At 42.2% G+C, this 26,891-nt stretch carries 28 protein-coding genes; 12 read left to right on the plus strand and 16 right to left on the minus strand.

Going from position 1 to position 26,891, the window contains the following annotated elements; translation table 11 throughout:
- Positions 1–38: 38 nt before the first annotated feature.
- The 4 genes from accC to ACPEH5_RS10085 all read right to left on the minus strand — a co-directional run bounded on the left by accC (position 39) and on the right by ACPEH5_RS10085 (position 3,565).
- Positions 39–1,385 (minus strand): acetyl-CoA carboxylase biotin carboxylase subunit, encoded by a 1,347-nt coding sequence (accC, locus tag ACPEH5_RS10070; protein ID WP_042846261.1) that lies wholly within the window; start codon positions 1,383–1,385, stop codon positions 39–41.
- A 12-nt stretch (positions 1,386–1,397) separates the two neighbouring features.
- The gene (gene accB / locus ACPEH5_RS10075; protein ID WP_042846260.1) at positions 1,398–1,868 is read right to left on the minus strand and encodes an acetyl-CoA carboxylase biotin carboxyl carrier protein; all 471 of its coding nucleotides are present in this window, start codon (positions 1,866–1,868) and stop codon (positions 1,398–1,400) included.
- 18 nt (positions 1,869–1,886) lie between these two features.
- On the minus strand, positions 1,887–2,351 hold the full coding sequence (gene aroQ / locus ACPEH5_RS10080) for a type II 3-dehydroquinate dehydratase (RefSeq protein ID WP_042846258.1): 465 nt from the start codon (positions 2,349–2,351) through the stop codon (positions 1,887–1,889).
- Positions 2,352–2,584: 233 nt separating this feature from the next.
- The gene (locus tag ACPEH5_RS10085; protein ID WP_210846904.1) at positions 2,585–3,565 is read right to left on the minus strand and encodes an oxidoreductase; all 981 of its coding nucleotides are present in this window, start codon (positions 3,563–3,565) and stop codon (positions 2,585–2,587) included.
- A 603-nt stretch (positions 3,566–4,168) separates the two neighbouring features.
- Between ACPEH5_RS10085 and ACPEH5_RS10090 the strand changes: the two genes are divergently transcribed.
- From ACPEH5_RS10090 to ACPEH5_RS10140, 11 genes are all read left to right on the plus strand, one after another.
- A complete protein-coding gene (locus tag ACPEH5_RS10090) occupies positions 4,169–5,212 on the plus strand; it encodes a rod shape-determining protein (RefSeq protein WP_004908213.1) in 1,044 nt (347 codons plus the stop codon).
- An 81-nt stretch (positions 5,213–5,293) separates the two neighbouring features.
- Entirely contained in the window at positions 5,294–6,262 is a 969-nt protein-coding gene (mreC, locus tag ACPEH5_RS10095; RefSeq protein WP_042846254.1) for a rod shape-determining protein MreC, read from the plus strand.
- 37 nt (positions 6,263–6,299) lie between these two features.
- Entirely contained in the window at positions 6,300–6,788 is a 489-nt protein-coding gene (mreD, locus tag ACPEH5_RS10100) for a rod shape-determining protein MreD (RefSeq protein ID WP_042846252.1), read from the plus strand.
- A gap of 36 nt (positions 6,789–6,824) precedes the next feature.
- On the plus strand, positions 6,825–7,412 hold the full coding sequence (locus tag ACPEH5_RS10105) for a Maf family protein (RefSeq protein ID WP_129466433.1): 588 nt from the start codon (positions 6,825–6,827) through the stop codon (positions 7,410–7,412).
- The gene (gene rng, locus ACPEH5_RS10110; protein ID WP_042846247.1) at positions 7,409–8,878 is read left to right on the plus strand and encodes a ribonuclease G; all 1,470 of its coding nucleotides are present in this window, start codon (positions 7,409–7,411) and stop codon (positions 8,876–8,878) included. Before ACPEH5_RS10105 ends, rng begins: the two co-directional genes overlap by 4 nt.
- A gap of 24 nt (positions 8,879–8,902) precedes the next feature.
- Positions 8,903–12,694 carry an AsmA2 domain-containing protein YhdP gene (yhdP, locus tag ACPEH5_RS10115; RefSeq protein WP_281110763.1) on the plus strand — a complete coding sequence of 1,264 codons (3,792 nt, stop codon included), beginning with the start codon at positions 8,903–8,905 and terminating at the stop codon, positions 12,692–12,694.
- Positions 12,694–13,545, plus strand: a complete 852-nt coding sequence (gene nit1 / locus ACPEH5_RS10120) for a deaminated glutathione amidase (RefSeq protein WP_048606184.1) — start codon at positions 12,694–12,696, stop codon at positions 13,543–13,545. Before yhdP ends, nit1 begins: the two co-directional genes overlap by 1 nt.
- Before the next feature lie 5 nt (positions 13,546–13,550).
- Entirely contained in the window at positions 13,551–14,996 is a 1,446-nt protein-coding gene (tldD, locus tag ACPEH5_RS10125) for a metalloprotease TldD (RefSeq protein WP_071548617.1), read from the plus strand.
- A 101-nt stretch (positions 14,997–15,097) separates the two neighbouring features.
- Complete coding sequence (locus tag ACPEH5_RS10130; RefSeq protein ID WP_042846243.1) at positions 15,098–15,586, plus strand: ribonuclease domain-containing protein; 489 nt, start codon at positions 15,098–15,100, stop codon at positions 15,584–15,586.
- A 15-nt stretch (positions 15,587–15,601) separates the two neighbouring features.
- The gene (locus ACPEH5_RS10135) at positions 15,602–15,889 is read left to right on the plus strand and encodes a barstar family protein (RefSeq protein ID WP_042846241.1); all 288 of its coding nucleotides are present in this window, start codon (positions 15,602–15,604) and stop codon (positions 15,887–15,889) included.
- 59 nt (positions 15,890–15,948) lie between these two features.
- Positions 15,949–16,536, plus strand: coding sequence for an RBBP9/YdeN family alpha/beta hydrolase (locus ACPEH5_RS10140; RefSeq protein WP_173424814.1), 588 nt, complete (start codon positions 15,949–15,951; stop codon positions 16,534–16,536).
- 45 nt (positions 16,537–16,581) lie between these two features.
- Here the strand turns inward: ACPEH5_RS10140 and ACPEH5_RS10145 are convergent, their stop codons facing one another.
- The 4 genes from ACPEH5_RS10145 to yjgA form a co-directional block, all read right to left on the minus strand.
- Complete coding sequence (locus ACPEH5_RS10145; protein ID WP_226619140.1) at positions 16,582–18,171, minus strand: hypothetical protein; 1,590 nt, start codon at positions 18,169–18,171, stop codon at positions 16,582–16,584.
- 88 nt (positions 18,172–18,259) lie between these two features.
- Positions 18,260–18,580: a low molecular weight protein tyrosine phosphatase family protein gene (locus ACPEH5_RS10150; protein WP_042846239.1), complete on the minus strand. Its 321-nt coding sequence runs from the start codon at positions 18,578–18,580 to the stop codon at positions 18,260–18,262.
- Positions 18,577–18,810 carry a hypothetical protein gene (locus tag ACPEH5_RS10155; protein WP_042846238.1) on the minus strand — a complete coding sequence of 78 codons (234 nt, stop codon included), beginning with the start codon at positions 18,808–18,810 and terminating at the stop codon, positions 18,577–18,579. Before ACPEH5_RS10155 ends, ACPEH5_RS10150 begins: the two co-directional genes overlap by 4 nt.
- A 167-nt stretch (positions 18,811–18,977) precedes the next feature.
- Positions 18,978–19,523 carry a ribosome biogenesis factor YjgA gene (gene yjgA, locus ACPEH5_RS10160; RefSeq protein WP_042846237.1) on the minus strand — a complete coding sequence of 182 codons (546 nt, stop codon included), beginning with the start codon at positions 19,521–19,523 and terminating at the stop codon, positions 18,978–18,980.
- Positions 19,524–19,704: 181 nt separating this feature from the next.
- Here yjgA and pmbA point away from each other — a divergent pair, with 181 nt between their 5' ends.
- The gene (pmbA, locus tag ACPEH5_RS10165; RefSeq protein ID WP_042846236.1) at positions 19,705–21,045 is read left to right on the plus strand and encodes a metalloprotease PmbA; all 1,341 of its coding nucleotides are present in this window, start codon (positions 19,705–19,707) and stop codon (positions 21,043–21,045) included.
- Positions 21,046–21,384: 339 nt separating this feature from the next.
- Here the strand turns inward: pmbA and rnk are convergent, their stop codons facing one another.
- The 8 genes from rnk to lptA all read right to left on the minus strand — a co-directional run bounded on the left by rnk (position 21,385) and on the right by lptA (position 26,891).
- Positions 21,385–21,795, minus strand: a complete 411-nt coding sequence (gene rnk, locus ACPEH5_RS10170) for a nucleoside diphosphate kinase regulator (RefSeq protein ID WP_042846235.1) — start codon at positions 21,793–21,795, stop codon at positions 21,385–21,387.
- Between the two features lie 199 nt (positions 21,796–21,994).
- Entirely contained in the window at positions 21,995–22,267 is a 273-nt protein-coding gene (gene npr, locus ACPEH5_RS10175; protein ID WP_042846234.1) for a PTS phosphocarrier protein NPr, read from the minus strand.
- Positions 22,268–23,119, minus strand: a complete 852-nt coding sequence (gene rapZ, locus ACPEH5_RS10180) for an RNase adapter RapZ (protein ID WP_042846233.1) — start codon at positions 23,117–23,119, stop codon at positions 22,268–22,270. It abuts the gene before it with no gap.
- Positions 23,120–23,236: 117 nt separating this feature from the next.
- Positions 23,237–23,704 (minus strand): PTS IIA-like nitrogen regulatory protein PtsN, encoded by a 468-nt coding sequence (gene ptsN / locus ACPEH5_RS10185; protein WP_042846232.1) that lies wholly within the window; start codon positions 23,702–23,704, stop codon positions 23,237–23,239.
- Positions 23,705–23,797: 93 nt separating this feature from the next.
- Entirely contained in the window at positions 23,798–24,085 is a 288-nt protein-coding gene (gene hpf / locus ACPEH5_RS10190; protein WP_042846231.1) for a ribosome hibernation promoting factor, read from the minus strand.
- Positions 24,086–24,107: 22 nt separating this feature from the next.
- Entirely contained in the window at positions 24,108–25,553 is a 1,446-nt protein-coding gene (gene rpoN / locus ACPEH5_RS10195; RefSeq protein ID WP_129466429.1) for an RNA polymerase factor sigma-54, read from the minus strand.
- A gap of 43 nt (positions 25,554–25,596) precedes the next feature.
- Entirely contained in the window at positions 25,597–26,322 is a 726-nt protein-coding gene (gene lptB, locus ACPEH5_RS10200; RefSeq protein ID WP_042846227.1) for an LPS export ABC transporter ATP-binding protein, read from the minus strand.
- Positions 26,323–26,327: 5 nt separating this feature from the next.
- Positions 26,328–26,891 carry a lipopolysaccharide ABC transporter substrate-binding protein LptA gene (lptA, locus tag ACPEH5_RS10205; RefSeq protein ID WP_042846225.1) on the minus strand — a complete coding sequence of 188 codons (564 nt, stop codon included), beginning with the start codon at positions 26,889–26,891 and terminating at the stop codon, positions 26,328–26,330.

Below are 26,891 nucleotides of genomic sequence, written 5' to 3' on the forward strand. Positions count from 1 at the left end.
ATTTTTTGACGATAAATAAAACGGGCTATTTCAAAAAATTATTCAGAAATACCCAGTTTTTTCTCCAGATAGTGGATATTAGTCCCACCTTTTTGGAAGTTTTCATCATTCATAATCATCTGGTGCAATTCAATATTGGTTTTAATACCATCGACGATCAGCTCGTTTAATGCATTTTTCATACGAGAAATGGCAATTTCACGAGTTTCACCGTAAGTAATTAATTTACCAATCATTGAGTCGTAATAAGGAGGTACAGTATAACCTGCGTAAATATGCGACTCCCAACGCACACCAAAACCACCAGGAGAGTGGAAACGGGTGATTTTACCTGGACTTGGAATGAATGTATTCGGGTCTTCAGCGTTAATACGGCACTCAACAGCATGACCGTGAACAATAATGTCTTCTTGTTTTACAGATAGCGGTAAACCAGATGCGACACGTAACTGTTCTTTAATTAAGTCGACACCAGTAATCATTTCAGTAACTGGATGTTCAACTTGAATACGGGTATTCATCTCGATGAAATAGAATTCACCGTTTTCGAATAAGAATTCGAAGGTACCCGCACCGCGATAACCAATTTCAATACATGCATTTGCACAGCGCTCACCGATATTACGGCGAATTTCAGGCGTGATACCTGGTGCTGGAGCTTCTTCTACCACTTTTTGGTGACGGCGTTGCATTGAACAATCACGCTCTGCTAAGTAAACAGCGTGACCCTGACCATCCGCCATCACTTGAATTTCAATATGACGTGGGTTTTCAAGGAATTTTTCCATGTAAACCATGTCATTATTGAATGCAGATTTGGCTTCTGCGCGTGTGAGGTTAATCGATGATTCTAAATCTTTTTCGTTACGAACCACACGCATACCACGACCACCACCACCACCTGATGCTTTGATGATTACAGGGTAGCCAATACGTTTTGCGATGGATTTATTCTTTTCTGCATCATTGCCTAGCGGGCCATCTGAACCCGGAACGCAAGGAACACCTGCTTTTTTCATCGCGTTAATAGCAGAAACTTTGTCGCCCATTAGGCGGATGGTTTCAGCTTTTGGACCGATAAAAATAAAGCCTGAGTTTTCAACTTGTTCTGCGAAATCAGCGTTTTCAGCCAAGAAACCATATCCCGGATGGATCGCTTGCGCGCCTGAAATTTCCGCTGCTGAAATAATCGCAGGGATATTTAAGTAACTTTTCGCGGATGCTGCAGGACCGATACAAATGGTTTCATCAGCCAGCAACACGTGTTTTAGATCGCTATCAGCCGTTGAGTGAACCGCTACAGTTTTGATGCCAAGTTCTTTACAGGCACGCAAAATACGTAGTGCGATTTCCCCACGGTTAGCGATAACAATTTTTTCCAGCATGGAGACGCCTCGTTATTCGATAACAACTAGTGGCTCGTCAAATTCTACTGCATCACCGTTTTGCAGCAGAATAGCTTTAACTACGCCTGCTTTATCTGCTTCTATTTGGTTCATCATTTTCATCGCTTCAACGATGCAAAGAGGATCACCAACGCTGACAGTTTGGCCAACTTCAACAAACGGTTGTGCTTCTGGGCTTGGTGCACGGTAGAAAGTCCCTACCATTGGTGAACGGACTTGGTGACCTGCAACTGCAGCTGGAGCCGCTGGTGCAGCCATTGCTTCTGATGGAGCAACAGCATTTGCTAATGCAGGCTGTTGTGCGACAGGTGCTGAGTAATATTGTTGCGGTGCTGCCATAGCCTGAGAAGCGGCAGAAATGCGGCTGATACGTACTGACTCTTCACCTTCAGAAATTTCCAGTTCAGAAATGCCAGACTCTTCGACCAGCTCGATCAGCTTTTTAATTTTACGAATATCCATGGATATGATTCCGTACTCTTATATTTGGATTGAATTAATTAGACGCACACGGTTAACTGCAGCCTGCAAAGCAAAACTGTAGCCATCCGCGCCTAGACCACAAATTACACCGACAGCTTGGTCGGATAAATAAGAATGTTGGCGAAATGGTTCTCTGGCATGCACATTCGAGATATGGATCTCGATAAATGGAAGACAAACTGCCAGTAACGCATCACGCAGAGCTACACTGGTATGTGTGAATGCAGCCGGGTTGATTAGAATAAAATCAACATCATTGCGGGAAGCATGAATTTTATCGATTAACTCATGTTCTGCATTTGACTGAAAATGGCTCAATTTTACCCCTAACTCATTGGCTTCCTGCGTCAGTTTGGAAACAATGTCTGATAGGGTTTTGCTGCCATAGGTACCTGGCTCACGCGTTCCTAGCAGGTTCAGGTTTGGCCCATTCAGGAGCAAAATGTGAATATCTTCTGTCATTATGCTGCTAACTCCGACGATATATCAATAGCCCGACAACATAACCCGATGTTGAGGGTTTGTCATCATTTATCATAAAAATAAATGTTTTTTTGGCTGACAAGGGGAGCCATTATAATTATTTCGTGGCATTTAGCAGCAAAATACTGGTCTTATCAGAGAAATTACCCGAATTTATTTTGTGAATTGTGCGGTAATCCTTATTTTTGGAGAATACCGCAGCAAATTTGTGATTAGGTGCGTAGATTGACAAGGGTACGCCCTGTTACTTCATTTTTTAAGAGTTTTTGTGCAAATTCAGCAGAATCTTCCAGTTTAATCTCTGAACTGACGTGCTCATAGAATGAGGCTGGCAGTATTTGAGAAAGCCGTTCCCACACTTTAGGGCGGTTTGCCGCTGGGTAGTAAACAGAATCAACGCCTTGTAAACGCACATTACGTAAGATAAAAGGCATCACACTGGTTGGTAAGTTAAACCCACCGGCTAAACCACAAGCTGCTACTGCCCCGTTGTAATTGGTTTGAGCAAGAAGATTGGCTAGCAATTCCCCGCCTACAGTATCAATAGCGCCAGCCCACAGTTGTTTATCTAATGGTTTGGCCGCGTGGGTGAAATCGCTGCGAGGTAATACCCTTTTAGCCCCTAAGCTTTGCAAGTAAGCGTTATTCTCTTCGCGCCCTGAAATTGCGACAACGTCATAGCCTAAAAGGGAGAGTAATTGCACGGCAGTGCTCCCTACGCCACCACTTGCCCCACTAACAATCACTTCGCCTTTATCTGGAGTGATGCCTGCTTCTTCTAACGCATTAACACATAGCATGGCAGTGAAGCCTGCCGTACCAATGATCATGGCTTGCTTCAAGGATAAATTTTCAGGTAATGGGGTTAAATACTTCGCAGGAACTCTCGCTTGGGAGGCTAACCCGCCCCAATGGGTTTCACCGACTCCCCACCCTGTTAATAACACATGCTGACCAACTTGAAACCTTGGGTCTTCACTGTGGTGGACTACCCCTGAAAAATCAATACCAGGGACCATCGGATACTGGCGTACTACGCCTGCTTTCCCACAAATGGCCAAAGCATCTTTATAATTTAACGTTGACCAGTGAATATCGACTATAATGTCTCCGGCTGGCAGCATTTCTGTTGTCAGAGATTGAATATTTGCGACAATTTTTTCATCTGCTTGATTTAGGACGAGAGCTTTCATCGTTCACTCCTAGTAAAATGATTAAATATGTCATGTAAAAATGCCGAAAATTTAACGGTATTTCATTGACGTAATAACGGTTCTTAAGCTATTAATAATGTAATTATTTTGTAAAAATTTATTTTTTTCTGGCATACATAGGCTTTTATCATGCAAAATAACGCATCGCGACTAATTCATTTTGCGTACTGATACAAATTTGCCTTATTTTTGGTAGATAATAGAGCTAACACTCGTGAAATTCATCTAATTTGTAGTGAAAATAACCAGTGAGTAGCAATAATAAAAAGATATCAATATTATTTGAACTTGTAGTTATAATTACTTGTCACACTGGGAATACAAACAATGGAGTATATAACAGCCAAAGAATAGGTTTTTTACGTAATTTCATCTAATGATGGAAAAAGTAAAATAAATATCTATTTTTGGGGCTTTTATCTGCTTCGTTTTGATGAGAAGCATGTACAGTACAGTACGTGATAATAGATGAATTAACCATATTTTTAGAAGTCGCCCATTAACGCCTTGAGGCAGCTTCAAGTGGTTGGTAGAGTAGACGGGTTTATATTCGTCCCCAGCTTGCAGGATAACTCTTTCATTATGTTTAAAAAATTTCGTGGCATGTTTTCTAATGACTTGTCTATTGACTTGGGTACGGCCAATACCCTTATTTATGTTAAAGGACAAGGCGTCAAATTAAATGAACCCTCTGTAGTTGCTATTCGTCAAGACCGCTCCGGTTCGCCAAAAAGTGTTGCGGCGGTCGGTGGTGAAGCCAAGCAGATGCTGGGACGTACACCTGGTAATATTTCTGCAATCAGACCAATGAAAGATGGCGTAATCGCCGACTTCTTCCTGACAGAAAAAATGTTACAACACTTCATCAAACAAGTTCATAGCAACAGTTTTTTACGTCCAAGTCCACGAGTATTAGTTTGTGTACCAGTTGGGGCAACGCAAGTTGAACGTAAAGCTATCCGTGAATCCGCACTGAGTGCAGGGGCACGTGAAGTATTCTTAATTGAAGAACCAATGGCAGCAGCAATTGGCGCAGGTTTACCTGTATCTGAAGCAACGGGTTCTATGGTTGTTGATATCGGTGGTGGTACCACTGAAGTGGCGGTTATTTCTTTAAATGGTGTTGTTTATTCATCTTCAGTACGTATTGGTGGTGACCGTTTTGATGAGTCCATCATTAACTATGTGCGCCGTAATTACGGTTCACTGATTGGTGAGGCAACCGCAGAACGTATTAAACACGGGATTGGCTCTGCATTCCCAACGGATGAAGTTTATGAAATTGAAGTCCGTGGTCGTAACCTTGCAGAGGGCGTACCTCGTGGTTTCAAAATGAATTCAAATGAAATTTTAGAAGCATTACAAGAGCCACTGACTGGGATTGTCAGCGCGGTAATGCTAGCGCTTGAACAGTGCCCACCTGAACTAGCATCTGATATCTCAGAGCGCGGTATGGTATTAACTGGTGGTGGCGCGCTGCTTCGTAATTTAGATCGCTTATTGATGGAAGAGACTGGTATCCCAGTTATTGTTGCAGAAGATCCGCTAACTTGCGTCGCTCGTGGTGGCGGGAAAGCATTAGAAATGATCGATATGCACGGTGGTGACCTGTTTAGCGAAGACTAAATGGCCAGCTATAAGCAGCTAGTAAACCCTAGCTGCTTTGACTATTTTTGATCCTCTGACATTAGCGAAACTTAGCCACACATGAAGCCAATTTTTAGGCGAGGTCCATCCCTACAGTTACGCATTATTTTTGCGGTAATCATTGCACTTGTGCTGGTGGTGATTGACCATCGATTTGAGCCTTTCAATAAAATCCGTACTTACTTAGACACGGCGGTTAGCCCATTCTATTTTTTAGCAAATGGGCCACGTCAATTTTTGGATAACATCTCTGAAAGTTTCACCTCTCGCGAACAATTACAGTTTGAAAACAGGGCATTACGTCAAGAATTGTTGCTGAAAAAAGCGGATAATCTTTTACTAGAGCAACTTAAACAAGAAAATGCACGTTTAAGAGAGTTGCTAGGTTCGCCACTTCGTCAAGATGAACACATGATGGTAACGCAAGTTATCTCAGGGGCGAATACACCATATCGCGACCAAGTTGTGATAGATAAAGGCAGTAACGAAGGGGTTTACGAAGGGCAGCCTGTTATTAGTGATAAAGGTGTTGTAGGCCAAGTTGTCGGCGTCAGTAACTTCAATAGTCGTGTTTTACTCATTTGTGATACAACTCATGCATTGCCCGTACAAGTACTACGAAATGATGTGCGTGTTATTGCTGCTGGGTCTGGTTGTACGGATGACATACAATTAGAGCCATTACCTGAAAATACCGATATTCGCATAGGGGATGTATTAGTGACTTCTGGGTTAGGGGGGCGTTTCCCTGAAGGTTACCCAGTTGCCGTTGTTTCTGCGGTTAAACACGATACACAACGCGCTTATACGATTATTAGTGCCAAGCCGAGTGCAGAACTACAACGTTTACGTTATCTGCTCCTTTTATGGGGAAATGATAACGACCCTAAAACTCCGTTAAAGCCGTCAGAGGTATATCGTGCGGCTAATGAACGCTTAATGAAAGTACTGCCTCAAGTATTACCTAATCCAAGTGAAATTCAGGGGCCTCCACTGCCGCCGTCAATGTCTCCAGTATCAGAACCATAGAGAGGGGAATTGAGTATGGTGAGGAGGGGAAAATAGAATGGATGAGTATCGTGGTAACGGGCGAGCCATCATTTGGTTATCTTTTTTTATTGCCTTAATTTTGCAAGTCATGCCTTGGCCTGAACAACTAAGTTTTTACCGCCCTACATGGTTATTATTGATCCTCACTTATTGGGTCATGGCATTGCCGCATCGTGTTAGCGTAGGCACAAGTTTTATTTTGGGAATTATCGTTGATTCCATTCAAGGTTCTGCTCTGGGGGTTCATGCCCTTTCTTTTAGTATAATTTGCTATCTTGTTGCTTATAAGCACCAGTTATTGCGTAATATGGCTCTGTGGCAGCAAGCTTTAGTGATTATGTTACTGACAGTCATTCAGGATTTAGCTGTTTTTTGGGCTGAGTTTCTGTCTTCACAAGTATTATTTCACCCACAAGTATTCTGGAATAGCCTAGTGAATGGTATTCTGTGGCCATGGCTATTTTTGCTTCTACGAAAAATTCGCCGACAATTTTCAGTGTGTTAAGGCTTTAGGTATCCGTTCTGACAGGGAATACAGTTTATGAATTTAATTTATCTTGCGTCTGGCTCACCCCGTAGGCGTGAACTAGTTCAGCAACTTAACTATACCTTTGAGGTTTTACGCCCAGAGGTAGAAGAACAGTGGCAGCAGGGTGAGTCCCCTCAAGATTATGTCCAACGCCTTGCGCGCGATAAATCATTGGCTGGTGTTGCAATTGCCCCTGAAGATTGTCCGGTATTAGGTGCAGATACGATTGTGGTGCTTGATGGGGAAATATTGGAAAAACCTCAAGATAACAAACATGCGGAAGCCATGCTAAGCGCGCTATCGGGGAAAACACACCAAGTAATGACGGGTATCGCATTATCTAACCGCCAACAGACTATACAGTCACTGATTGTGACAGATGTGACCTTTCGCGAGTTATCTTTACTTGAAATACGGGATTATATACAGTCAGGCGAGCCTATGGATAAGGCGGGAGCATATGCAATACAAGGAATTGGTGGGCGTTTTATACGGAAAATTAACGGTAGTTACCATGGAGTTGTTGGTTTACCACTGGTTGAAACAGATGAACTCATTCAGCGATTTTTAGCGTTAGGTGATGGTAAGGGGAAGTCATGACTGCGGAACTATTAGTAAATATTACACCATCTGAAACGCGTGTTGCTTATATTGATGGTGGGATCTTACAAGAAATACATGTTGAACGGGAAGCCAAAAGAGGGCTAGTAGGGAATATTTACAAAGGCCGTGTGAGCCGCGTGTTACCCGGTATGCAGGCGGCCTTTGTTGATATTGGTCTAGATAAAGCTGCCTTTTTGCATGCCTCTGATATTATGCCGCACACTGAATGTATTGCTGGCGATGAGCAAAAAAACTTTCATGTCAGAGACATTGCTGAATTAGTAAAACAAGGGCAGGACTTGATTGTCCAAGTTGTTAAGGACCCTCTAGGAACCAAGGGGGCTCGTTTGACGACAGATATTACATTGCCATCGCGCTATTTGGTTTTTATGCCTGGGGCATCCCATGTTGGTGTTTCACAACGCATTGAAAGTGAAGAAGAAAGAGAACGGCTAAAACAGTGCGTTTCTCAATATTGTGATGAAAATGGCGGTTTTATTATCCGTACCGCAGCGGAAGGGGTGGGCGAGGAAGAAGTTAAACAAGATGCCGCCTTCCTAAAACGGCTTTGGGCTAAAGTGATTGAGCGTAAAAAACGTAATGTTACTCGGACTAAAATCTACGGTGAACTGGCTCTCGCTTTTCGTATTATTCGTGATTTTGCAGGTGCTCATCTTGATCGTATTCGCGTTGATTCCCGTTTGACTTATACTCAATTACAAGAGTTTATTGCAGAATACGTACCTGAAATGACGGCAAAATTGGAACTCTATCAGGGAAATCAACCCATTTTTGATTTGTTTGATGTCGAAAATGAAATCCAACGCGCGATGGATAGAAAGGTCGAGTTAAAATCAGGTGGTTATTTAATTATCGATCAAACTGAAGCGATGACGACCATTGATATTAATACTGGGGCGTTTGTTGGGCATCGTAACCTAGAAGAAACCATTTTCAATACTAATATTGAAGCTACTCAAGCAATAGCAAGGCAACTTCGTTTACGAAACCTTGGTGGTATAATTATTATCGATTTTATCGATATGGTTGATCCAGAACATCGCCGCCGTGTGTTAGCATCATTAGAACAAGCACTGGTTAAAGATAAAGTTAAAACGACCATTAATGGCTTTTCTCAGCTTGGTTTAGTCGAAATGACGCGTAAACGGACAAGAGAGAGCCTTGAACATGTTTTGTGTGATGATTGCCCAACTTGCCAAGGTCGAGGTACAGTTAAGTCAGTAGAAACTGTGTGCTATGAAATTTTACGGGAAATAGTTCGAGTTCATCGCACTATCGATGCAGATAGGTTCCTTGTTTATGCATCTCAAGCGGTTGTGGATGTACTTAAAGGGGACGAATCTCACGCACTTGCCGAAGTTGAAATTTTTGTTGGTAAGCAGGTTAAAGTCCAGATTGAACCACTATACAGTCAGGAACGTTTTGATGTTGTCATGATGTAGCATTATTGTTTGAAGGAGAAATGAGTGAAACGACTACCACGTGTAGTACTAGTAACCACTGCGGTTATCTTATTGCTGTGCGCACTAGTGCTGACAGGCTTGCGTTTCCTCTTGCCGAATATTGATAGCTACCGCCAAGATATCATTGCTTACATTGAAAAAAATAATGATGTCACAGTGCAAATTGGCAAAATTGAAGGGGCTTGGCAGTATTTTGGCCCAACCTTCATGTTATCTAATGTGGAATTACAAAATGAAACCACAGATATAACCGCGAGCGTGATTGACGTCGAATTAGATATTTGGAGTTCAATATTATCGTTGCGTTGGCGCTTTCGTGATTTAACCTTCTATCAGCTCAATGTCGATTATAAAGTCCCTTTTAATTTCGAAGGTTCCTCTGAGGGGGAGTCATTAGACAGCATTGAAGAATTGTTTTTACGTCAATTCGACCACTTTATCTTAAAAGAAAGTCAGTTAACTTTTCTCACGCCCTCAGGGCAAAAAACCACCTTAATTTTACCTGAACTCTCTTGGCTAAATGAAAATGAACGTCATAGGGCTCAAGGTTTTGTCAGCCTCGAAACAATCAATAAACAACATGGTTATTTGCAAGTTAAATTAGACGTATCGGATAAAAACGGTGTCTTAAGTGACGGTATTTTTTACCTGCAAGCCGATAATATTGATATGCAACCTTGGCTTAGTCGCTGGCTACGAGAAAACACGTCATTACGAGATGCTAACTTTAGCCTCTCTTCATGGATTAGCTTGAAAAACCAGCAAATTGAAAGTGGGCTAGTTCAATTGCGTCAAGGGGAAGCTAACTGGGGAACCGGCAGTTTATCGCAAAACCTGCAAGTGAATGATTTATTGCTACGCATGAAAAGGCAGGGGAATGGCTGGCTATTTAATATCCCTGAACTTGATACGTTGAAAACCAATGAATATATTTGGCCGCAAGGTAATGTTTCTGTTTTGTATTTACCCGCTTCAAAAAAATATCAGGATAACGACCACTGGCGTATACGAGCAAAAAATATTGAATTAGAACGCTTAAGTGAAGTATTACCCACTTTTTCATTTCTAACGCCCGAGATGGTACAGGATTGGCAGCATCGCCAACCAACGGGTGTCGTCAGTGAGTTTGCCCTTGATCTCACACAGAATATGCCAGAACTCATGCAAATTAGTATGGATTGGCAGGATGTTAGCTGGAAAAAATGGAAAGCGCTTCCTTCGATTAATCATTTTTCGGGTGTCTTAGCGGGTAGCATGCAAAGTGGGGGAGCCTCAGTTAGCTTACAAGATAGTCAGGTGGATTATCGTGACGAATTTAAAGCTCCTTTTGAGATAAAAATGGCTAATGGGCAGCTTTATTGGTTGGATAATGACAGTGAATTTAAGCTCTGGAGCCCATCTTTAGATGTACAAGCCAAATCACTTTGGGCAAACGGGGAGTTTCGTTATGCCAAAGCGAAGAAAGGGAATTATGCAGATTTAGCTATTTTAGCTGGCTTACGTTTGGATGATGCGGGAGACGCATGGCGTTATTTTCCACAAAAACTGATGGGGCAAGATGTTGCTGATTACCTAACAAAGGCGGTTATTGCAGGAAAGGTGGATAATGCAACCTTAGTGTATAAAGGTGACCCAGCAAATTTCCCTTATGATAATAATGATGGTCAATTCCAAGTTTATGTCCCGTTACGTGATGCAACGTTTGAGTACGATCATGAATGGCCAGCCTTATTGGATTTAGATATCGACTTGGACTTTAGGCGTGCTGGGTTATTCATGCATGTGCCAAGCGTCAAACTCGCCGATGCGACTGCAACTAACCTTGATGCCAATATCCCTGATTACACGAAAGAAATGCTGTATATCAATGCTGATGTCAGTGGAACTGGAAAACAAATCCAACAATATTTTACCCATACGCCGATGAAGCACTCAATTGGTGACACTCTAGAAGAGTTACAAATAGGTGGTACGGTGAATGGCCAGTTGGGGCTATCTATCCCACTGGTGGCCGGGAAAGATGTTGTAGCAACAGGAAGCGTTAACCTTAATAAAAATGATTTATTCATTCAGCCGATTGATAGCACAATTTCTTCTCTCACAGGAAGTTTCGTCTTTAATAATGGTGACTTACGAGGTGAGAAACTTCAGGGGCAGTGGTTTGGTCAACCTATTTCCGTAGATTTTAACACATCAGACGGGGCTAAAGATTATCAGGTAAACGTTGATATTGCGGGGAATTGGGCACTGAATAAGTTATCAATGCTACCTGAGGAAATAAAACAACGGGTTTCTGGTAATAGTGATTGGAAAAGCCATGTTGCTATCACAATACCCGAGTCGGCGAAACAACAGGTCGGTTTACAAATTGATGTCACCGCGGGCTTAAAACAACTCAAAAGCCAGTTACCTGCATTGAATAACCAATTACTGGCTGAGCTTGGGGAAATAAATGTACAAGCTAAAGGAACAACAGAGCAATTGACGGTAGGTGGTGATATTGGCAAGCGTCTTGGTTTTAACACGCTGTGGAGTTTGGGTGATGAGCCATTAAAGTTATTAAAAGCGCATGTTGCACCATGGCAAAATAAGCTCCCAGAGCTACCAAAACAGTCAGTTTTTGCGGTGGATTTACCGCCTATGACCGATGAGAATTGGCAGAGCCTTGCAGGGCTATTAATGTCATCTAATAGCGGCCAAGGGGATATGAGTATCCGTTTACCTGAATCACTTGATATCCATATTCCAACAATTAACCTTGGCGGGCAAGATTGGAAAAATGTCAATTTTACCTATGATTTGCAGCGTGCAGAGCAGCAAGTCAACATTGATAGCGAAAATTTAAAAGGGTCACTACAAATTTTTGCTAATCAACCATGGCAGGTCGCTATTGATTATTTGTATTACAACCCAAGTTCACTTGCAGGTAATCAAGATAGCTTAGCGGGGCCTGCTCAGTTTGATTTTAGCCAATGGCCACAATTGCACTTTAATTGTAAAGAGTGCTGGGTTGCAGGGCAGAAATTGGGGGAAATCAGCGCCAATATTCAGCCTATGGGGCACTCACTACGCTTAACGGGTGGTACATTAAATAATAGTGCGACACAGTTAAAATTAGATGCAATTTGGCACAGTCAGAACGGTAATAAAACAGAAATCGCGGGTTCTCTGACGGGGGCCGCATTTGATGAAACAGCAGCCTATTTCGGGATATTAGTGCCCATTATTGAATCACCTTATACCATACAATTCGATTTAGACTGGGCGAACCTTCCATGGTCACCGGATATTGCTACCTTAAATGGTAAGTTGTCAGCGAAATTAGGTAAAGGTGCAATAGCACAAATGGGCGGAGGTCGAGCTGGGCAAATTCTACGTCTAGTGAGTTTTGATGCGTTATTGCGTAAGTTACAACTCGATTTTCGCGATACGTTCAGTGATGACTTTAATTTTGACTCTATTAAAGGTGATGCCACTATTCATAATGGTGTGATGGCATCCAAAAATACTTATGTTGATGGGTTGGTTGCAGATATTGCGCTGAGTGGGGAAATCAACCTCGTTAAACGGCAAATTAACTTAGATGCGGTCATCACTCCTGAAATTTCTGCTACAGTAGGTGTAGCAACCGCATTTGTGTTAAACCCTTTTGCAGGCGCTGCTGTTTTCGCAGCGACAAAAGTGCTCGGTCCATTATGGAGTAAAGTTTCTGTTATTCGTTATCGCGTGACAGGTAGCTTGGACGAGCCAAAAATTGATGAAGTATTACGCCAACTGAAGGAGACTCAAGAGTAATGAAAAATGGTAATGTTGCACTTTTGCAGTTATGTAGCGGAAATAATACTAAACACAATTTGGCACAAATAGAGCAACAAATCAAACAGTTACCTGACACTGTTAAGTTAGTACTGACACCTGAGAATGCATTATTATTTGCAGATGCAGCGGCTTACCGTAAACAAGCTGAAGTTCAGGGGAAAGGCCCGCTTCAAGATGCCGTCATTGCAATGGCTAAGCGTTATAATGTTTGGATTTTAGTTGGGTCTATGCCATTGATTAGCCGTGAAGACCCTGAGCGTATTACCAGCAGTAGTTTATTATTTGATTCCGAAGGAAATATTAAAGCACGCTACGATAAAATTCATATGTTTGACGTGAATATTGAAGATGAGCAAGGTAATTATAACGAATCCGTAATTTATCAACGTGGCGAACATATTACGGTTGTTGATACCCCGGTGGGTCGCCTTGGCATGACGATTTGTTATGATTTGCGTTTCCCTGGTTTGTTCCAAGCGTTACGTGAGCAAGGCGCTGAAATTATTTCAGTTCCAGCGGCATTTACTCGTTATACCGGTCAGGCGCATTGGGAACCTCTGTTACGTGCTCGTGCGATTGAAAACCAGTGCTACATTCTAGCGCCAGCCCAAGTTGGGGTTCATGGTACACGTCGCACATGGGGGCATAGCCTCGCAGTCGATGGTTGGGGTAAAGTTATCAAAAAGAATGTGGATGCGGTCGCATCTACCGTCTTGAATATAAAAACGGACAGCTTAGGTGTCATGCGTGAGCAAATCAGAGTGGTAAAACATAACCGCTTTAGGCCGCAACTGACATCATTAATTAAAAAAGAAACCAAAGAGTAACGAATATGAGTTTAGTTTCTGTCAGCGAACATTTGCTGGCCGCCAATCGCCTTGAACAAGAAAATCTGTATGACATCTTAGGGATGTTATCTGAACGCCATCTGGATTACGCAGATCTCTTCTTCCAGTCAAGTTTCCATGAGTCGTGGGTTCTTGAAGATAGGATCATTAAAGATGGCTCTTACAATATTGACCAAGGTGTTGGAGTCAGAGCAGTGAGTGGTGAAAAAACAGGTTTTGCTTACGCTGACCAAATTTCACTGCAAGCGCTGGCACAAAGTGCGAAAGCGGCACGCAGCATTGTCAATGAACAGGGCTCTGGCAAATCACAAATTTTAACGGGTGTTGAGTATAAAAAACTGTATTCAGTGACCGACCCGCTACAGAGCCTATCTCGAGAGCAAAAAATTGATTTGTTGCACCGTGTAGATCAGGTCGCTCGTGCAGAAGATCCTCGTGTAATTGAAGTCAATGCAAGTTTAACGGGGGTTTATGAGCAAGTGCTGGTGGCTGCAACAGACGGTACACTGGCAGCAGATATTCGCCCGCTAGTTCGTTTATCGGTCAGTGTACTTGTTGAGCATGATGGTAAACGTGAGCGTGGCGCAAGTGGTGGTGGTGGCCGTTATGGCTATGAGTACTTCTTGGAGATCCATCAAGGGCAAGTTGTTGCTGAGCAATATGCACGCGAAGCTGTGCGTATGGCCTTGGTGAATTTATCTGCGGTTGCCGCACCAGCGGGTATGATGCCTGTTGTTCTTGGCGCTGGCTGGCCGGGTGTCTTACTGCACGAAGCGGTAGGGCATGGCTTAGAAGGTGACTTTAATCGCCGTGGTACCTCTGTTTTTTCTGGCCAAATTGGTGAGCAGGTGGCGTCGTCACTGTGTACTGTTGTAGATGATGGCACTCTTGTTGGTCGTCGTGGCTCTCTTGCAATCGATGACGAAGGTGTACCGGGTCAGTATAATGTTCTAATAGAAAATGGTATTTTGCGTAATTATATTCAAGATAAACTGAATGCACGCCTGATGGGAGTCTCTCCAACGGGCAATGCACGTCGTGAGTCTTATGCGCACTTACCAATGCCTCGAATGACTAACACCTATATGTTAGCGGGGTCTTCAACACCTGAAGAAATTATTGCGAGTGTTGACAAAGGTATCTATGCACCGAACTTTGGTGGTGGTCAGGTGGATATTACCTCGGGTAAATTTGTATTTTCTACATCAGAAGCTTATCTGATTGAAAATGGGAAAATTACTTCTCCAGTGAAAGGGGCGACATTAATTGGCTCTGGTGTTGAGGCTATGCAACAAATCTCAATGGTCGGTAATGACTTAGCCCTTGATAAAGGTGTCGGGGTTTGCGGTAAAGAAGGGCAAAGTGTCCCTGTTGGTGTCGGTCAACCCACATTAAAACTGGATAAACTTACCGTTGGTGGTACCGCGTAATTTTTCAGGACTATAATATAAAATAGGCTTTGTTCGCCCTAGTGACGCTATTGTGACTGGGGCGATTGTGTCTTTGCAAAGCACAAAATAACAGAGGTGTTATGAATAAACGTCTTTTATCCGTAGTGTTAATGGCTATTTTGATTGTGATTAGCCTCTATTTTAATGGCGGGGACAAAACGGCACCGGAACCACCGGCGACTCAAAATAACCCGCCTTCTCGTGAAGCGATAACGCCAAAGGAAGCTCCGCAAACCATCGATAAACTCACTGCGCAAGATAATGTAGTCAGTTTTATGGAAAAATACCAAAAGCTTCCAGCCTTTTATATGACGAAGAAACAGGCTCGTGAAGCAGGGTGGAATGCGAAAAAAGGTAATCTCTGCGAGGTTCTACCCGGCAGGGCAATCGGGGGAGATCGTTTTTCTAATCGTGAGAAAAGGTTACCTATTGCACAAGAACGCCAGTGGTTTGAAGCCGATATTAATTACCGTTGTGGGCATAGAGGGGCTGACCGTTTGTTATACTCTTCAGATGGGATGATTTTTATCACCCAAGATCATTATAAAAGCTTTAAACAAGTAAAATAAGACAAGGGGCGAATGATGAGTAAAAATGTCAGTTTTGACTTTAGGCACATTAATACATTTGACGATTTTTATCATCAGTTTGCCCAGCAATTTTCGTTACCAGATTGGTTTGGATATAACCTTGATGCCTTATGGGACATGGTTTCCGCAGGTATTGAATTACCTGTAACGATTACATTTTCACATATGACATCTGAACAGCGTATTCAATTTTCAGACATTATTGACGTTATGAATGATGCGCAAGATATGTGGGAAGAAGAGTTTATTTTTGCTTTAGATATAACAAAAAGCTCTAACTGATCTACCCATTACTCATGGTAAAGTTTAAGTAAGATAACTGAGTTGATAGGGATTTTAGAATGAGTGATTTCACATCAACACCATTACCACTGCAAAACAAAAAATTTGTTATTGTGCATGGTTATACTGCTTCACCTAAAAAGAATTGGTTTCCGTGGCTAAAATCTGAACTTGAAAATTTGGGCGCTTTTGTTCATGTTCCTGCTATGCCTGAGCCATTATCACCTGATCCGCTAAAATGGCAGCAAAAATTGCAAAGCTTACCTTTTGATATTGATGAGAATACTATCTTTATTGGTCATAGCCTTGGTTGTGTGACGGCATTACAATTTATTGATAGCCAAAACCAAGCTGTTGCCGGCTATATTTTAGTGTCGGGTTTTGATGAAGAGCAGCAGACGCTTCCTGAACTGCGCAGTCATACTACCAGCCCGCTCAATTACGCTTCATTGATTGGTGTGGCTGATAAACGTGTTTCAATCATATCAACCAATGATGAAATAGTGTCACCTCAGTCATCAAAAGCGCTGGCGGAACTGTTAAAAACGCAGGTGATTTTTGAGCAAAATGCAGGCCATTTCCTTGATAGGGAAGGTTATACAAAGTTTCCAACGCTATTAGAGACAATCAAACGCCATTTCAGCTAAAGGGAAAGCAAAGCAGACGGTGTTGTGCTTGCTTTGCTAACCTAATTAGGTGTCATCAAATGGCAAGCCTTTTAGCAATGAATCAAATCGTTGTTTAGTTTCCTGATTTGGTTCAACCTCGTAGCAATTAGCTAAAAATGCCTCTAAACCTTCCGGCCATGTTTCTCTTTTCCAACTGAATAAAGCCTTTAACGCCATATTACGGTTACGTACAACGGGGCTTTGCAAAGCGCACTGAATGAGTGGGAAGCCAATACCTGGAAAGCGATGCAGTTCTTGTAGAATAAAATCCAGTTGACCGTGTGGCAGGTAGTTGGACCCAATTCCTAAGTCATCACGAGGGCCTGTAGCAATTTCATCTAAAACAAACTGCTCTTCAGCGAGTGCAGCTACTTGCTTAACTTTTTCAATATCATCAGTTTGCATTAACTCATACCATAGATTGCTTTCTGGTTGAGTATATTGTTTTTCATAGAGGTATGGAAAAACGTCTTGTTTGCGTGACTTTGCAACATAAGTGGCTTGGCGAAATAGTGAACTGTCATGACTGTTTAGGCCATGATTGATTAAGGTATCCCAATATGGATTATCTAAAATTAATTGTGCTAATGAAATAATGTCAGAACTGTTGTCATATTGGTTATTATGTTTTTGGAAGAACTCAAGAATTCCTTGAATAGTAAAATAGTATTCTAATGAATAATCATGCTTTTTGACTTGCTGTAAATAATTTAAGCAGCAGCGTGGTGCATCTTCATAATCATGGATATCACGGGCTGGACCACCATCGAGTAGAGCTTGGATGATATGAGTCGCCGCGGTTAGCAATGTTATATTGCTCAATGTCTCAAGTTCATCTGCAAGGTGACAGTAAGTCGCACATTGCCAAGCTGTGTATTCAATCATTACCTGATTCATATAACCGTCAGTGAGTATCCACTGCCGCGTTTCTTCACTTAACTGTTCGGGCAGGCGTTCAATAAGCTGCACTCGTCCCCAACCTTCAACTCGCTTAGCCATTTTTATCCACATTACTTCATATTCTTCAGGTGACTCAATGATGGTGTGAATGGGAAAGATAGCATAAAGGGTAAATTCATCGTGTGCTGCAAGGGTATACAGCGTGTTTAGCCGCTCGTGGCTAGGAAAAAATACACAAAAGGCAATCGCCAGCTTCACTGTATTTTTATCGGGGCTATTGTGTAACAGCCAGTCGGTAAATTCGGCTAATTTAGCGGCAGGCAAGTCTTGTTTCTTGACGATAAGCTCAATTAAATCATCAATATAAGAAATTGGCGTGTTTTGAGCCACATATTGATAAAATTGATTAACAGAAGGTTTATCCCCTTTTTCAACAGCTGCCTTTAATAGCGAATAGAGTTCATGTATATCGGTTTCACTGTTACCGAAGCCGCCATGATGCCCTAATACCCCATCTTCTGCCCCATTTGCCCAGCGAACTTGGTTATCATCCACACTTGGTGTATTAGGAAGTTCAGAGAGGGATTCAGGTAAGGGAGAAAGTTGCTCTTGCCACGGGAGTAATTGTTGGTAAATCGACGGCTTATTTGTATCCCATACACATGGGTAACCAGATTGTTTTTGGCCAAAAATTGAGGACAACCATTTTTTCATAATATCAACCATTTCATTGATTATATTCATAATATATTGTTGAAATAGTGCAAAACTTGCAAAAAAATAATTGGCTAAGTTTACGCTACTAAGAAAGATAGCTCGGAACAGTGTCTTGTAATATTTGAACCAATTCAGGGTCCATATATTGATAATTGTCAGGGATATCAAGAATATGAAGTGGCTTGTATTCAAGTAAGCGTGAAAAATCAGCTTGTAAGCGGTTTTTATGTTTTTGTTCCATGACAAAAATCACATCTGCCCAGCGGATCAAATCCGCATTTACAGGGCACCTTGCATTACGGCTTGTTCCCGCTGAACGGGTGACCCAACTCTCATGGTTGCGCCAGATCTGTTCAGCGGTTGGACTACGCCATTGATTTTTACTGCAAATGAATAGAATATTCACTGGTTATTTTGTATCTCTTCAAGGCTGTTACGTACAAGTTGGCTACGACTAACTTGCGGGTAAGCCATGCCTAGTTGAGCTGCACGGACCATTTTTTCACTTCGACCGTACATTTGTTTCCAGTTTTTTTCTGGGGTATAACAGTCAACTAAGCGTGCGTTAAGTTGATCACGTGATTTATTGATGCGAGCTTTGGCTCTGCGCCATGCTCTATCTCGGGTATTATCCATATCTTCCTCATTATTTATCGTGGTTCAGCAGCCGCGATAATACGGGTCAGAGTATGACTAACAGGGGGATAATACGTGGCATTCGGCACGCTATCAATAGCAAGGAAGGGACTTTCAGACTATTGCTTAATTTCCCCTAGCTATAAGGTAGCCTAGGGGAAAAGGGGTTAAGAAATTTCAGATTGCTCTTTCAAATATTGAAATATTTGGCGAAACGCTTTTGGTGGTTTATTGGTTTCGCGTTCTTTTTTAGCATTACGGACTAATGCACGCAGTTGTTGCCTATCAGTACTCGGGAAAAGCGCAACAACATCTTCAATCACTTCATCACCGCCTTCTAACAAGCGGGTGCGTAGATCTTCTATTTTATGTAAGATCACGATCTGCTGGTTATGACGATTTTTAAGTTTATCTAGCGCCTCGGTAATCGGCTCAACTTCTCGTGAACGCAGTAATTTGCCAATAAGTTGTAATTGACGGCGGCGTCCCTCACGCTTAATTTTTTGAGCAAGCTCAATTGCTTCAAGGAGTTGAGTATCTAATGGGATGCGCTCTAATTCGCTTTTACTTAAATCGACTAGCTCAGCACCCAGTTTTTTGAGGATCTCAGCATCGCGTTTGATTTCGCTTTTACTGACCCAAATGATCTCCTCTTCTTCTTCGTCTTGCGGCGCTGGGATATCATCCAGCCAGTCATCAGGCTGTTTGGCCATATCAATTTTCCTTTTTACCAAACACAGTAATGTAATTACGAGTAATTAGCATGATTTACTGCGTTGTGAGTGTTAACATTTGACTATTATCTATTGTAACTGGGAAAACCCCTTTATGACTACCTAGCATTTGCTTGTTAGGGTAGAAAATCACTTTTCCCCACATTATTGGATTAATTGCATGAGTATAACTGAACAAGTCACTGAACAACGTAAAAAACTCGAAGAAGCGGTCGCACGCGCATTAGAATTTGCACAAACACGTTGCGATGCTGCTGAAGTGGCAGTGAATAAAAGTACAGGGATCAGTGTAAGCACTCGTCAAGGTGAAGTTGAAAATGTTGAATTTAACAGTGATGGCGCATTAGGGATCACCGTTTATCATCAACAACGCAAAGGGAGCGCGTCTTCAACCGATTTAAGCCCTGAAGCGATTGAGCGTACCGTACAGGCAGCAATTGATATCGCAAGTTTTACCTCGGAAGATTTATGTGCGGGGCCTGCTGAAAAGTCATTATTGGCCTTTGATGCACCTGATCTCAAGCTATTTCAAGCTACTGAATTTTCACCTGAAGAAGCTATTCGCTTAGCCTCTGTGGCAGAAATGTCAGCGCTAAATGCAGACTCGCGCATTGTAAATACCGAAGGTGGAAGTTTTAATGGTCACTACGGTGTCCGTGTATTTGGTAATTCCCATGGTATGCTGCAAAGCTATTGTTCGAGCCGTTATTCGATGTCTAGCTGTGTAATTGCGGAACAAAATGGTCAGATGGAACGGGATTACGCTTATACGATTGGCCGTAGCATAGATGCACTGCAATCCCCTGAATGGGTAGGTCAAGAATGCGCCCGTCGCACATTGTCACGTTTATCACCAAGAAAATTACCAACAATGAAGGCTCCCGTGATTTTTGCTGCAGAAGTCGCCACAGGGTTATTTGGTCACCTCGTTGGGGCGATTAGTGGCAGTAGCATTTATCGTAAGTCGTCATTTTTGTTAGACAGCCTAGGAAAGCAGATTCTGCCTAGTTGGTTAACCATTAATGAGCAGCCGCATTTAATTGGTGGGTTAGCCTCTTCGCCATTTGATAGTGAAGGGGTACGCACCGTTGAGCGCAATATTGTGGAAGATGGCGTTCTGCAAACTTGGTTGCTGACTAGCTATTCAGCAAGAAAACTGGGCTTACAAAGTACCGGGCATGCGGGGGGAATTCATAACTGGCGCATAGCAGGGCAAGGTCTTTCTTTTGATGGGCTACTCAAGCAAATGGGGACAGGCTTAATCGTGACCGAGTTAATGGGGCAAGGTGTGAGCGGCATTACCGGTGATTATTCGCGTGGTGCTTCAGGTTTTTGGGTAGAAAATGGGGAAATCCAATATCCTGTAAGCGAGATCACTATCGCCGGTAATCTAAAAGATATGTGGGCAAATATGGTGACTATTGCGGATGATATCGAAACTCGTAGCAATATTCAGTGTGGTTCAGTCTTGATCCCCGAAATGAGCATTGCTGGGGAGTAACACGCCTCTTATTACTAACGGTTTGACAATAAAACGCCTAATATATTTTATTAGGCGTTTTATTTTAGTATAAAGAATTCTGTTAATTAGTTGATTTTAAATTTATTATTTGAATAGCATCAGCGTGTCATATTGCAGTCGCTATTCTCAGCGCCTATTTTTATCACTGTTTAGCTATATAGGTTTAGTGGTTAAAGTAGGAAAGGGGGGTTACAAGTGTAACTTGCTCTGCAAAGTAGTCAGTACAAAAAAAGCACTCAGATGAGTGCTTGAATAGGTCAGAGGCTTTAGCCAACAGTGTGTTCCGCTAAACTCCCCTTAATTCTATTGCCATAAACATTAACGATGAAATTCACCGGCTGCTTCTGGCTGATAAACGATTTCTAGTACTCGAACTCGAGTTTGCACGCCGTTAGGTAATTCCCAGCTGATTTCATCATTAACATGTAAACCTAACAGTGCAGCACCGATAGGCGCCATTACTGATAATTGTTCAGCGCTATCTTTTAAGGAAGCCGGGTAAACGAGTGTACGCGTATGCTCTTCATTACTGATTAAATCTAAAAAGCGAACGGTACTGTTCATTGTGACGACATCTGCTGGGATTTCTTGTGGGCTAAGAATATCCGCACGGTCAAGTTCATCATTGAGTGCTTCTGCAACAGGTGTGCCCGCATAAGCCGGCTGTTCCATCAGTGCATCCAAGCGTTCAGCATCTAAATCATTGATAATAATTGTTGGCTTTGTCATACCACACTCCAATAGAGACGTACAAAGCAAACACCCCCCACCCAAAAGGTAGGGGGTGTCGCTGTAAATAAATTTGTTTAAAATATTAGGCGCTATACGCTTTAAAGGGAAGAGATCGCGATCACGATCTCTAAGCCTGCCTTTGTAAAAATACGCAGATTGAAATTTTATTGTTACAGCTTAGCTTGACTATTGTTTCTCAAATTTCATCAAACCCGCTTTCGAACAGGTTAATAATTGCGGATAAAGCCTGATTTTCATCGGGGCCGCTAACCTCAATATCAATCTTACTACCTTGTTCCGAGTCTAACATCAACATCGCAATAACGCTATCGGCCTCAGCCTCAATTTGGCTATTATTACGCAAAATAACCTTTGAGTTAAATTGTTTAACTAAATCATAGAGTAACATAGCCGGCCTTGCATGCATACCGAGCCGATTTTTTAGTGTAATAGTGGCTTTTACTGCCATTTATTTACGTTTTTCCAGTGTTCTGTGGCGAGATTGTACATTTTTGCCACGGGAACGGAAATAATCGGCAAGTTGCTCTGCAACATAAACAGAACGGTGCTTACCGCCCGTACAGCCAATCGCCACGGTCAAATAACTGCGGTTATTGGTTTCGAGCATAGGTAACCATAACTCCAAGTAGCTACGAGTCTGATAAATAAAGTTATGCACTTCAGTATGCCTATCTAAAAATGCGGCAACAGGGCGGTCAAGACCTGTCATTGGGCGCAATTTGGGGTCCCAGTGTGGGTTTGGTAAAAAGCGCACGTCAAACACATAGTCAGCATCGATAGGAATACCGTGCTTGAAGCCAAAAGACTCAAACACCATGGTTAGCTCACGCTCACGTTTGCCCATTAAACGTGTTCTTAGCATCTCAGCTAACTCATGAACTGACATCTCAGAGGTATCAATAACTAAGTCTGCACGAGAGCGCAGTGGCTCTAGCAATTCATTTTCTTCATCTATCGCGCTTTCAAGAGAAAGGTTTTTACTCGAAAGAGGATGCAACCTGCGAGTATCACTGTAACGGCGAATAAGAGTGTTGCGATCGGCATCCAGAAACAATAGCTGAGGAGAGAAGCTTGATGGTAGTTTATCAATAGCCTCTTCGAAGATTTCTGGATTGTCGGGCATATTACGCACGTCAATGCTCACTGCTGCTGAAATATTACGATCAGCCAATGAATTAGCTAGCTCCGGTAGTAATACAACCGGTAGGTTATCCACACAATAGAAACCCATATCTTCCAGCGCACGTAAGGCAACGGATTTTCCCGAACCGGAACGGCCGCTGACAATCATCAGCACCATGAGCTTACTCCCTTTTGTTTCCTAATGATGTGTTTCTTGATAAGCGGTATCTTGCCATTTCTACATTAGAAATCATAATAATATCATTTAGCTATGACAAGAAACATAATTTATCATTTACTCTATAATTATACTGTATAGCTCATCATCGCTTTGTGCGCTGCGTAAGCGCTTGCACAATGTTTTATCTGCTAGTTTTTTAGCGATAAGTGACAATGTATGTAGGTGCGTTTTACATTGGTCAGATGGCACCAGTAACGCGAAAAGCAGGTCTACAGGTTGATTATCAATTGCATCAAAAGCAATTGGTTCCTCTAAGTGTAAAAATACACCGACAGCGCGTGCGCTATCACCTTCGCTTAGCTTTCCATGAGGAATGGCAATTCCACCGCCAATACCTGTCGTTCCTACTTTTTCTCTGGTTAATAATGCTTCAAATACCGTATTTTCAGGTAATTCCAATTCAACGGCAGCCAGCTCACTAATAATTTCTAAGGCTCTTTTTTTACTCGTGCACACAACATTATTACGTGTACAGGCTGATGATAAAACAACGCTTAACTGGATTTCTATATCACTATTCATTTTATTGTTCACTTAGGACTACAAAACCAGATGGTGTATGCCACCATCTGGTTCGAAACATTCATCGGCTCAGTTGCTAGCCGGATAAATGTATTAGTGTTGTCTCAGTTTTTCTTTGTGCTTAGTTAATTGGCGCGACAGTTTATCGACAAGTAAGTCGATAGCTGCGTACATGTCGTTTTCTTCCGCTGATGCATGGAGATCCGCTCCATTGACTTGCACGGTTGCTTCAGCAATTTGCTGAACCTTTTCAACTTTCAAGACAACTTGGATACTATTAATACGATCAAACAATTGCTCTAATTTTTTGAGTTTTTTCTCAACAGTTTCGCGCAATGCTGGAGTAACTTCAATATTGTGTCCAGTAATCTGAAATTCCATACAACCTTCCTTATTTTATCAATTAAACCAGTTGTTTACGCTGGTTTGAGGGCGGAATAGATAACGATTCACGATACTTAGCGACAGTTCTACGAGCCACTTGAATGCCTTGTTCGGCCAGCATACTCGTCAATTTACTGTCACTCAATGGTTTTGCAGGGTTTTCTGCAGCAACCAATTTTTTCACCAACGCTCGAATTGCGGTTGAGGAGGCTTCGCCACCTGTATCCGTACTGACATGGCTGGAGAAAAAATATTTCAACTCAAAAATGCCTCGCGGGCTATGGAGAAACTTTTGAGTTGTCACTCGAGAGATGGTTGATTCGTGCATATCGACCTGATAGGCAATATCAGCCAATATCATTGGTTTCATATACTCTTCACCCAGCTCAAAGAATTCTTGTTGCTGTTCCACAATACAAGTCGCCACTTTTAATAGTGTTTCATGACGGCTTTCTAGGCTTTTTATTAACCATTTTGCTTCTTGAAGATGGCTACGAATATACTGTGTGTCATCCTCATTCGCTGAATTATTAGCCATAGAAGCATAATGATTATTAATACTCAGTTTAGGGATGCTATCTGTATTTAGCTCAACTTGCCAGTGTCCTGCTATTTTTTTCACTAAAACATCAGGAATTACGTATTCTGATTCCCCAGTATTAATGGATTGGCCTGGTTTAGGGTTAAGCGTTAAGATCAAATCGATGGCGGTTTTTAACGCATCTTCTTTTAGACGCGTTAATTTACTGAGTTGCCTAAAGTCACGATTTGCAAGCAAATCAATGTGGTTGCTAATAATTAGTTTGGCTTCTTGTAGCCCGTTGGTTTCTTTGGGGTATAACGAAAGCTGAATCAGTAAACATTCTTTTAAATCTTGAGCGGCGACGCCTAATGGGTCGAAATGTTGAATTCGTTTTAAAACAGCGACAACTTCTTCTAAGCTAATTTCAGGGTTAGCAATTCCTTCATGTATATCAGAAATTGTAGTGGTGAGATAACCTGAATCATCAATTGAATCAATAATTGAGGTGGCTATCGCACGGTCTGTATCAGTAAAGGGCGTCAGCTCAGACTGCCATATTAGGTAATCTTGTAAAGTCTGTGTGGTTTCACCTTGATAAACAGGTAATTCATCATAACTGTAATCATTAGTGGTGCCTGAAGGCGTACCCGCTGTGTAGATTTCATCCCAATCAGCATCCAAAGGAAGCTCATTAGGCATGTCTTGGTTTTCAAGTGCGTCTTTGGTATCAAGTTCACTGCTGTCAGTATTATCACTCAGAGATTCAATAGATTCGGTTTCAGAATTTAATTCTTCTTGTTCAAGAAGCGGGTTAGTTTCTAACGCTAGTTGGATTTCTTGTTGCAGCTCAAGTGTAGACAGTTGCAACAGGCGAATAGCCTGCTGCAATTGGGGTGTCATTGCAAGTTGTTGACTAACTCTAAGCTGCAAACTTTGCTTCATGAAAGTGTTTTATTCTCCTTGAAAAAGAAAGCTGACACGTAATTTATAACCGGAAACCTTCACCTAAGTATACCCGTTTCACTTGTTCATTTTCTAAGATCATGGTTGGCGTACCATGAGCAATTAGGTGCCCTTGGCTCACAATGTAAGCTCTTTCGCAGACATCTAATGTTTCGCGTACGTTATGGTCTGTAATTAGAACGCCAAGGCCATAATCCCTTAAGTGCTGAATAATCTTTTTGATATCGAGCACTGAAATTGGGTCAACCCCAGCGAAGGGTTCATCTAATAAAATAAATTTGGGGTTCGCTGCCAGTGCACGCGCTATTTCTACACGACGGCGCTCACCTCCTGATAGAGACTGCCCTAGGCTGTCACGAAGATGGGTGATACTGAATTCTTCCATCAGTTCTTCAGCTCGCTGTTTACGTTGCTGTGAATTCAAATCTTCGCGGATCTCTAATACAGCCATCAGGTTATCATAAACGCTTAGGCGACGGAAAATAGAGGCTTCCTGAGGAAGGTAGCCAATACCGCGACGCGCACGTTCATGTAGCGGTAGGAGGCTGATGTCTTCGCCATCAATCAAAATTTTGCCTGCATCCCGCTGAACAATGCCGACCACCATATAAAAGGTTGTTGTTTTACCAGCACCATTTGGCCCTAGTAAGCCAACAATTTCGCCTGATTTAACTTCAAGGCTTACATCTTCAACAACCTTGCGTTTTTTATAGGCTTTTGCCAGATTTTCCGCGGTTAGTGTCGCCATAACGATTATTTACTCTTACTCGTAGTTGCTGATGAATTTTTCGCCGCTGGGCCTTTTTCTTGCAATTGTGCTGGGAGTAACACAGTTGTTACGCGTTTGCCCTTATCACTAAATGCTTCCATTTGTTGCGTCGGCACCAAATAGGTGATTTTATCACCTTGGATATTGCTATCTAACTGCTCGAGGTATGCATTACCCGTTAGTGTAACGAGCTGCTTATCAACCTCATAGCGTGCCTTACTTGCATGCCCTTTAATTGGTTTACCATCATCTTGTAATTGATAAAACGTGACTGGGCTACCAAACGCTTCAACAATTATTTTATCAGAGTCACTGCTTGGACGAGTCACAACCACTTTATTGGCTCGAATATCAATTGAGCCTTGTTTAATGATCACGTCATCTGTAAAGGTGGTGACGTTTTTTTCTAAATCAAGAGATTGTTTGACCGAATTAATCGTCATTGGCTGCTGTGTATCGCTTTTCAGTGCTACCGCAGGTAGGCTAAGAGCTAACATTGCACTGGCAACAGCCCCTTGAATAAAACGCTTCTTAGTTACTTGATTCAT

The organism is Providencia sp. NPDC089933, from assembly GCF_049545585.1.
Classification (GTDB): Bacteria; Pseudomonadota; Gammaproteobacteria; order Enterobacterales; family Enterobacteriaceae; genus Providencia; species Providencia huashanensis.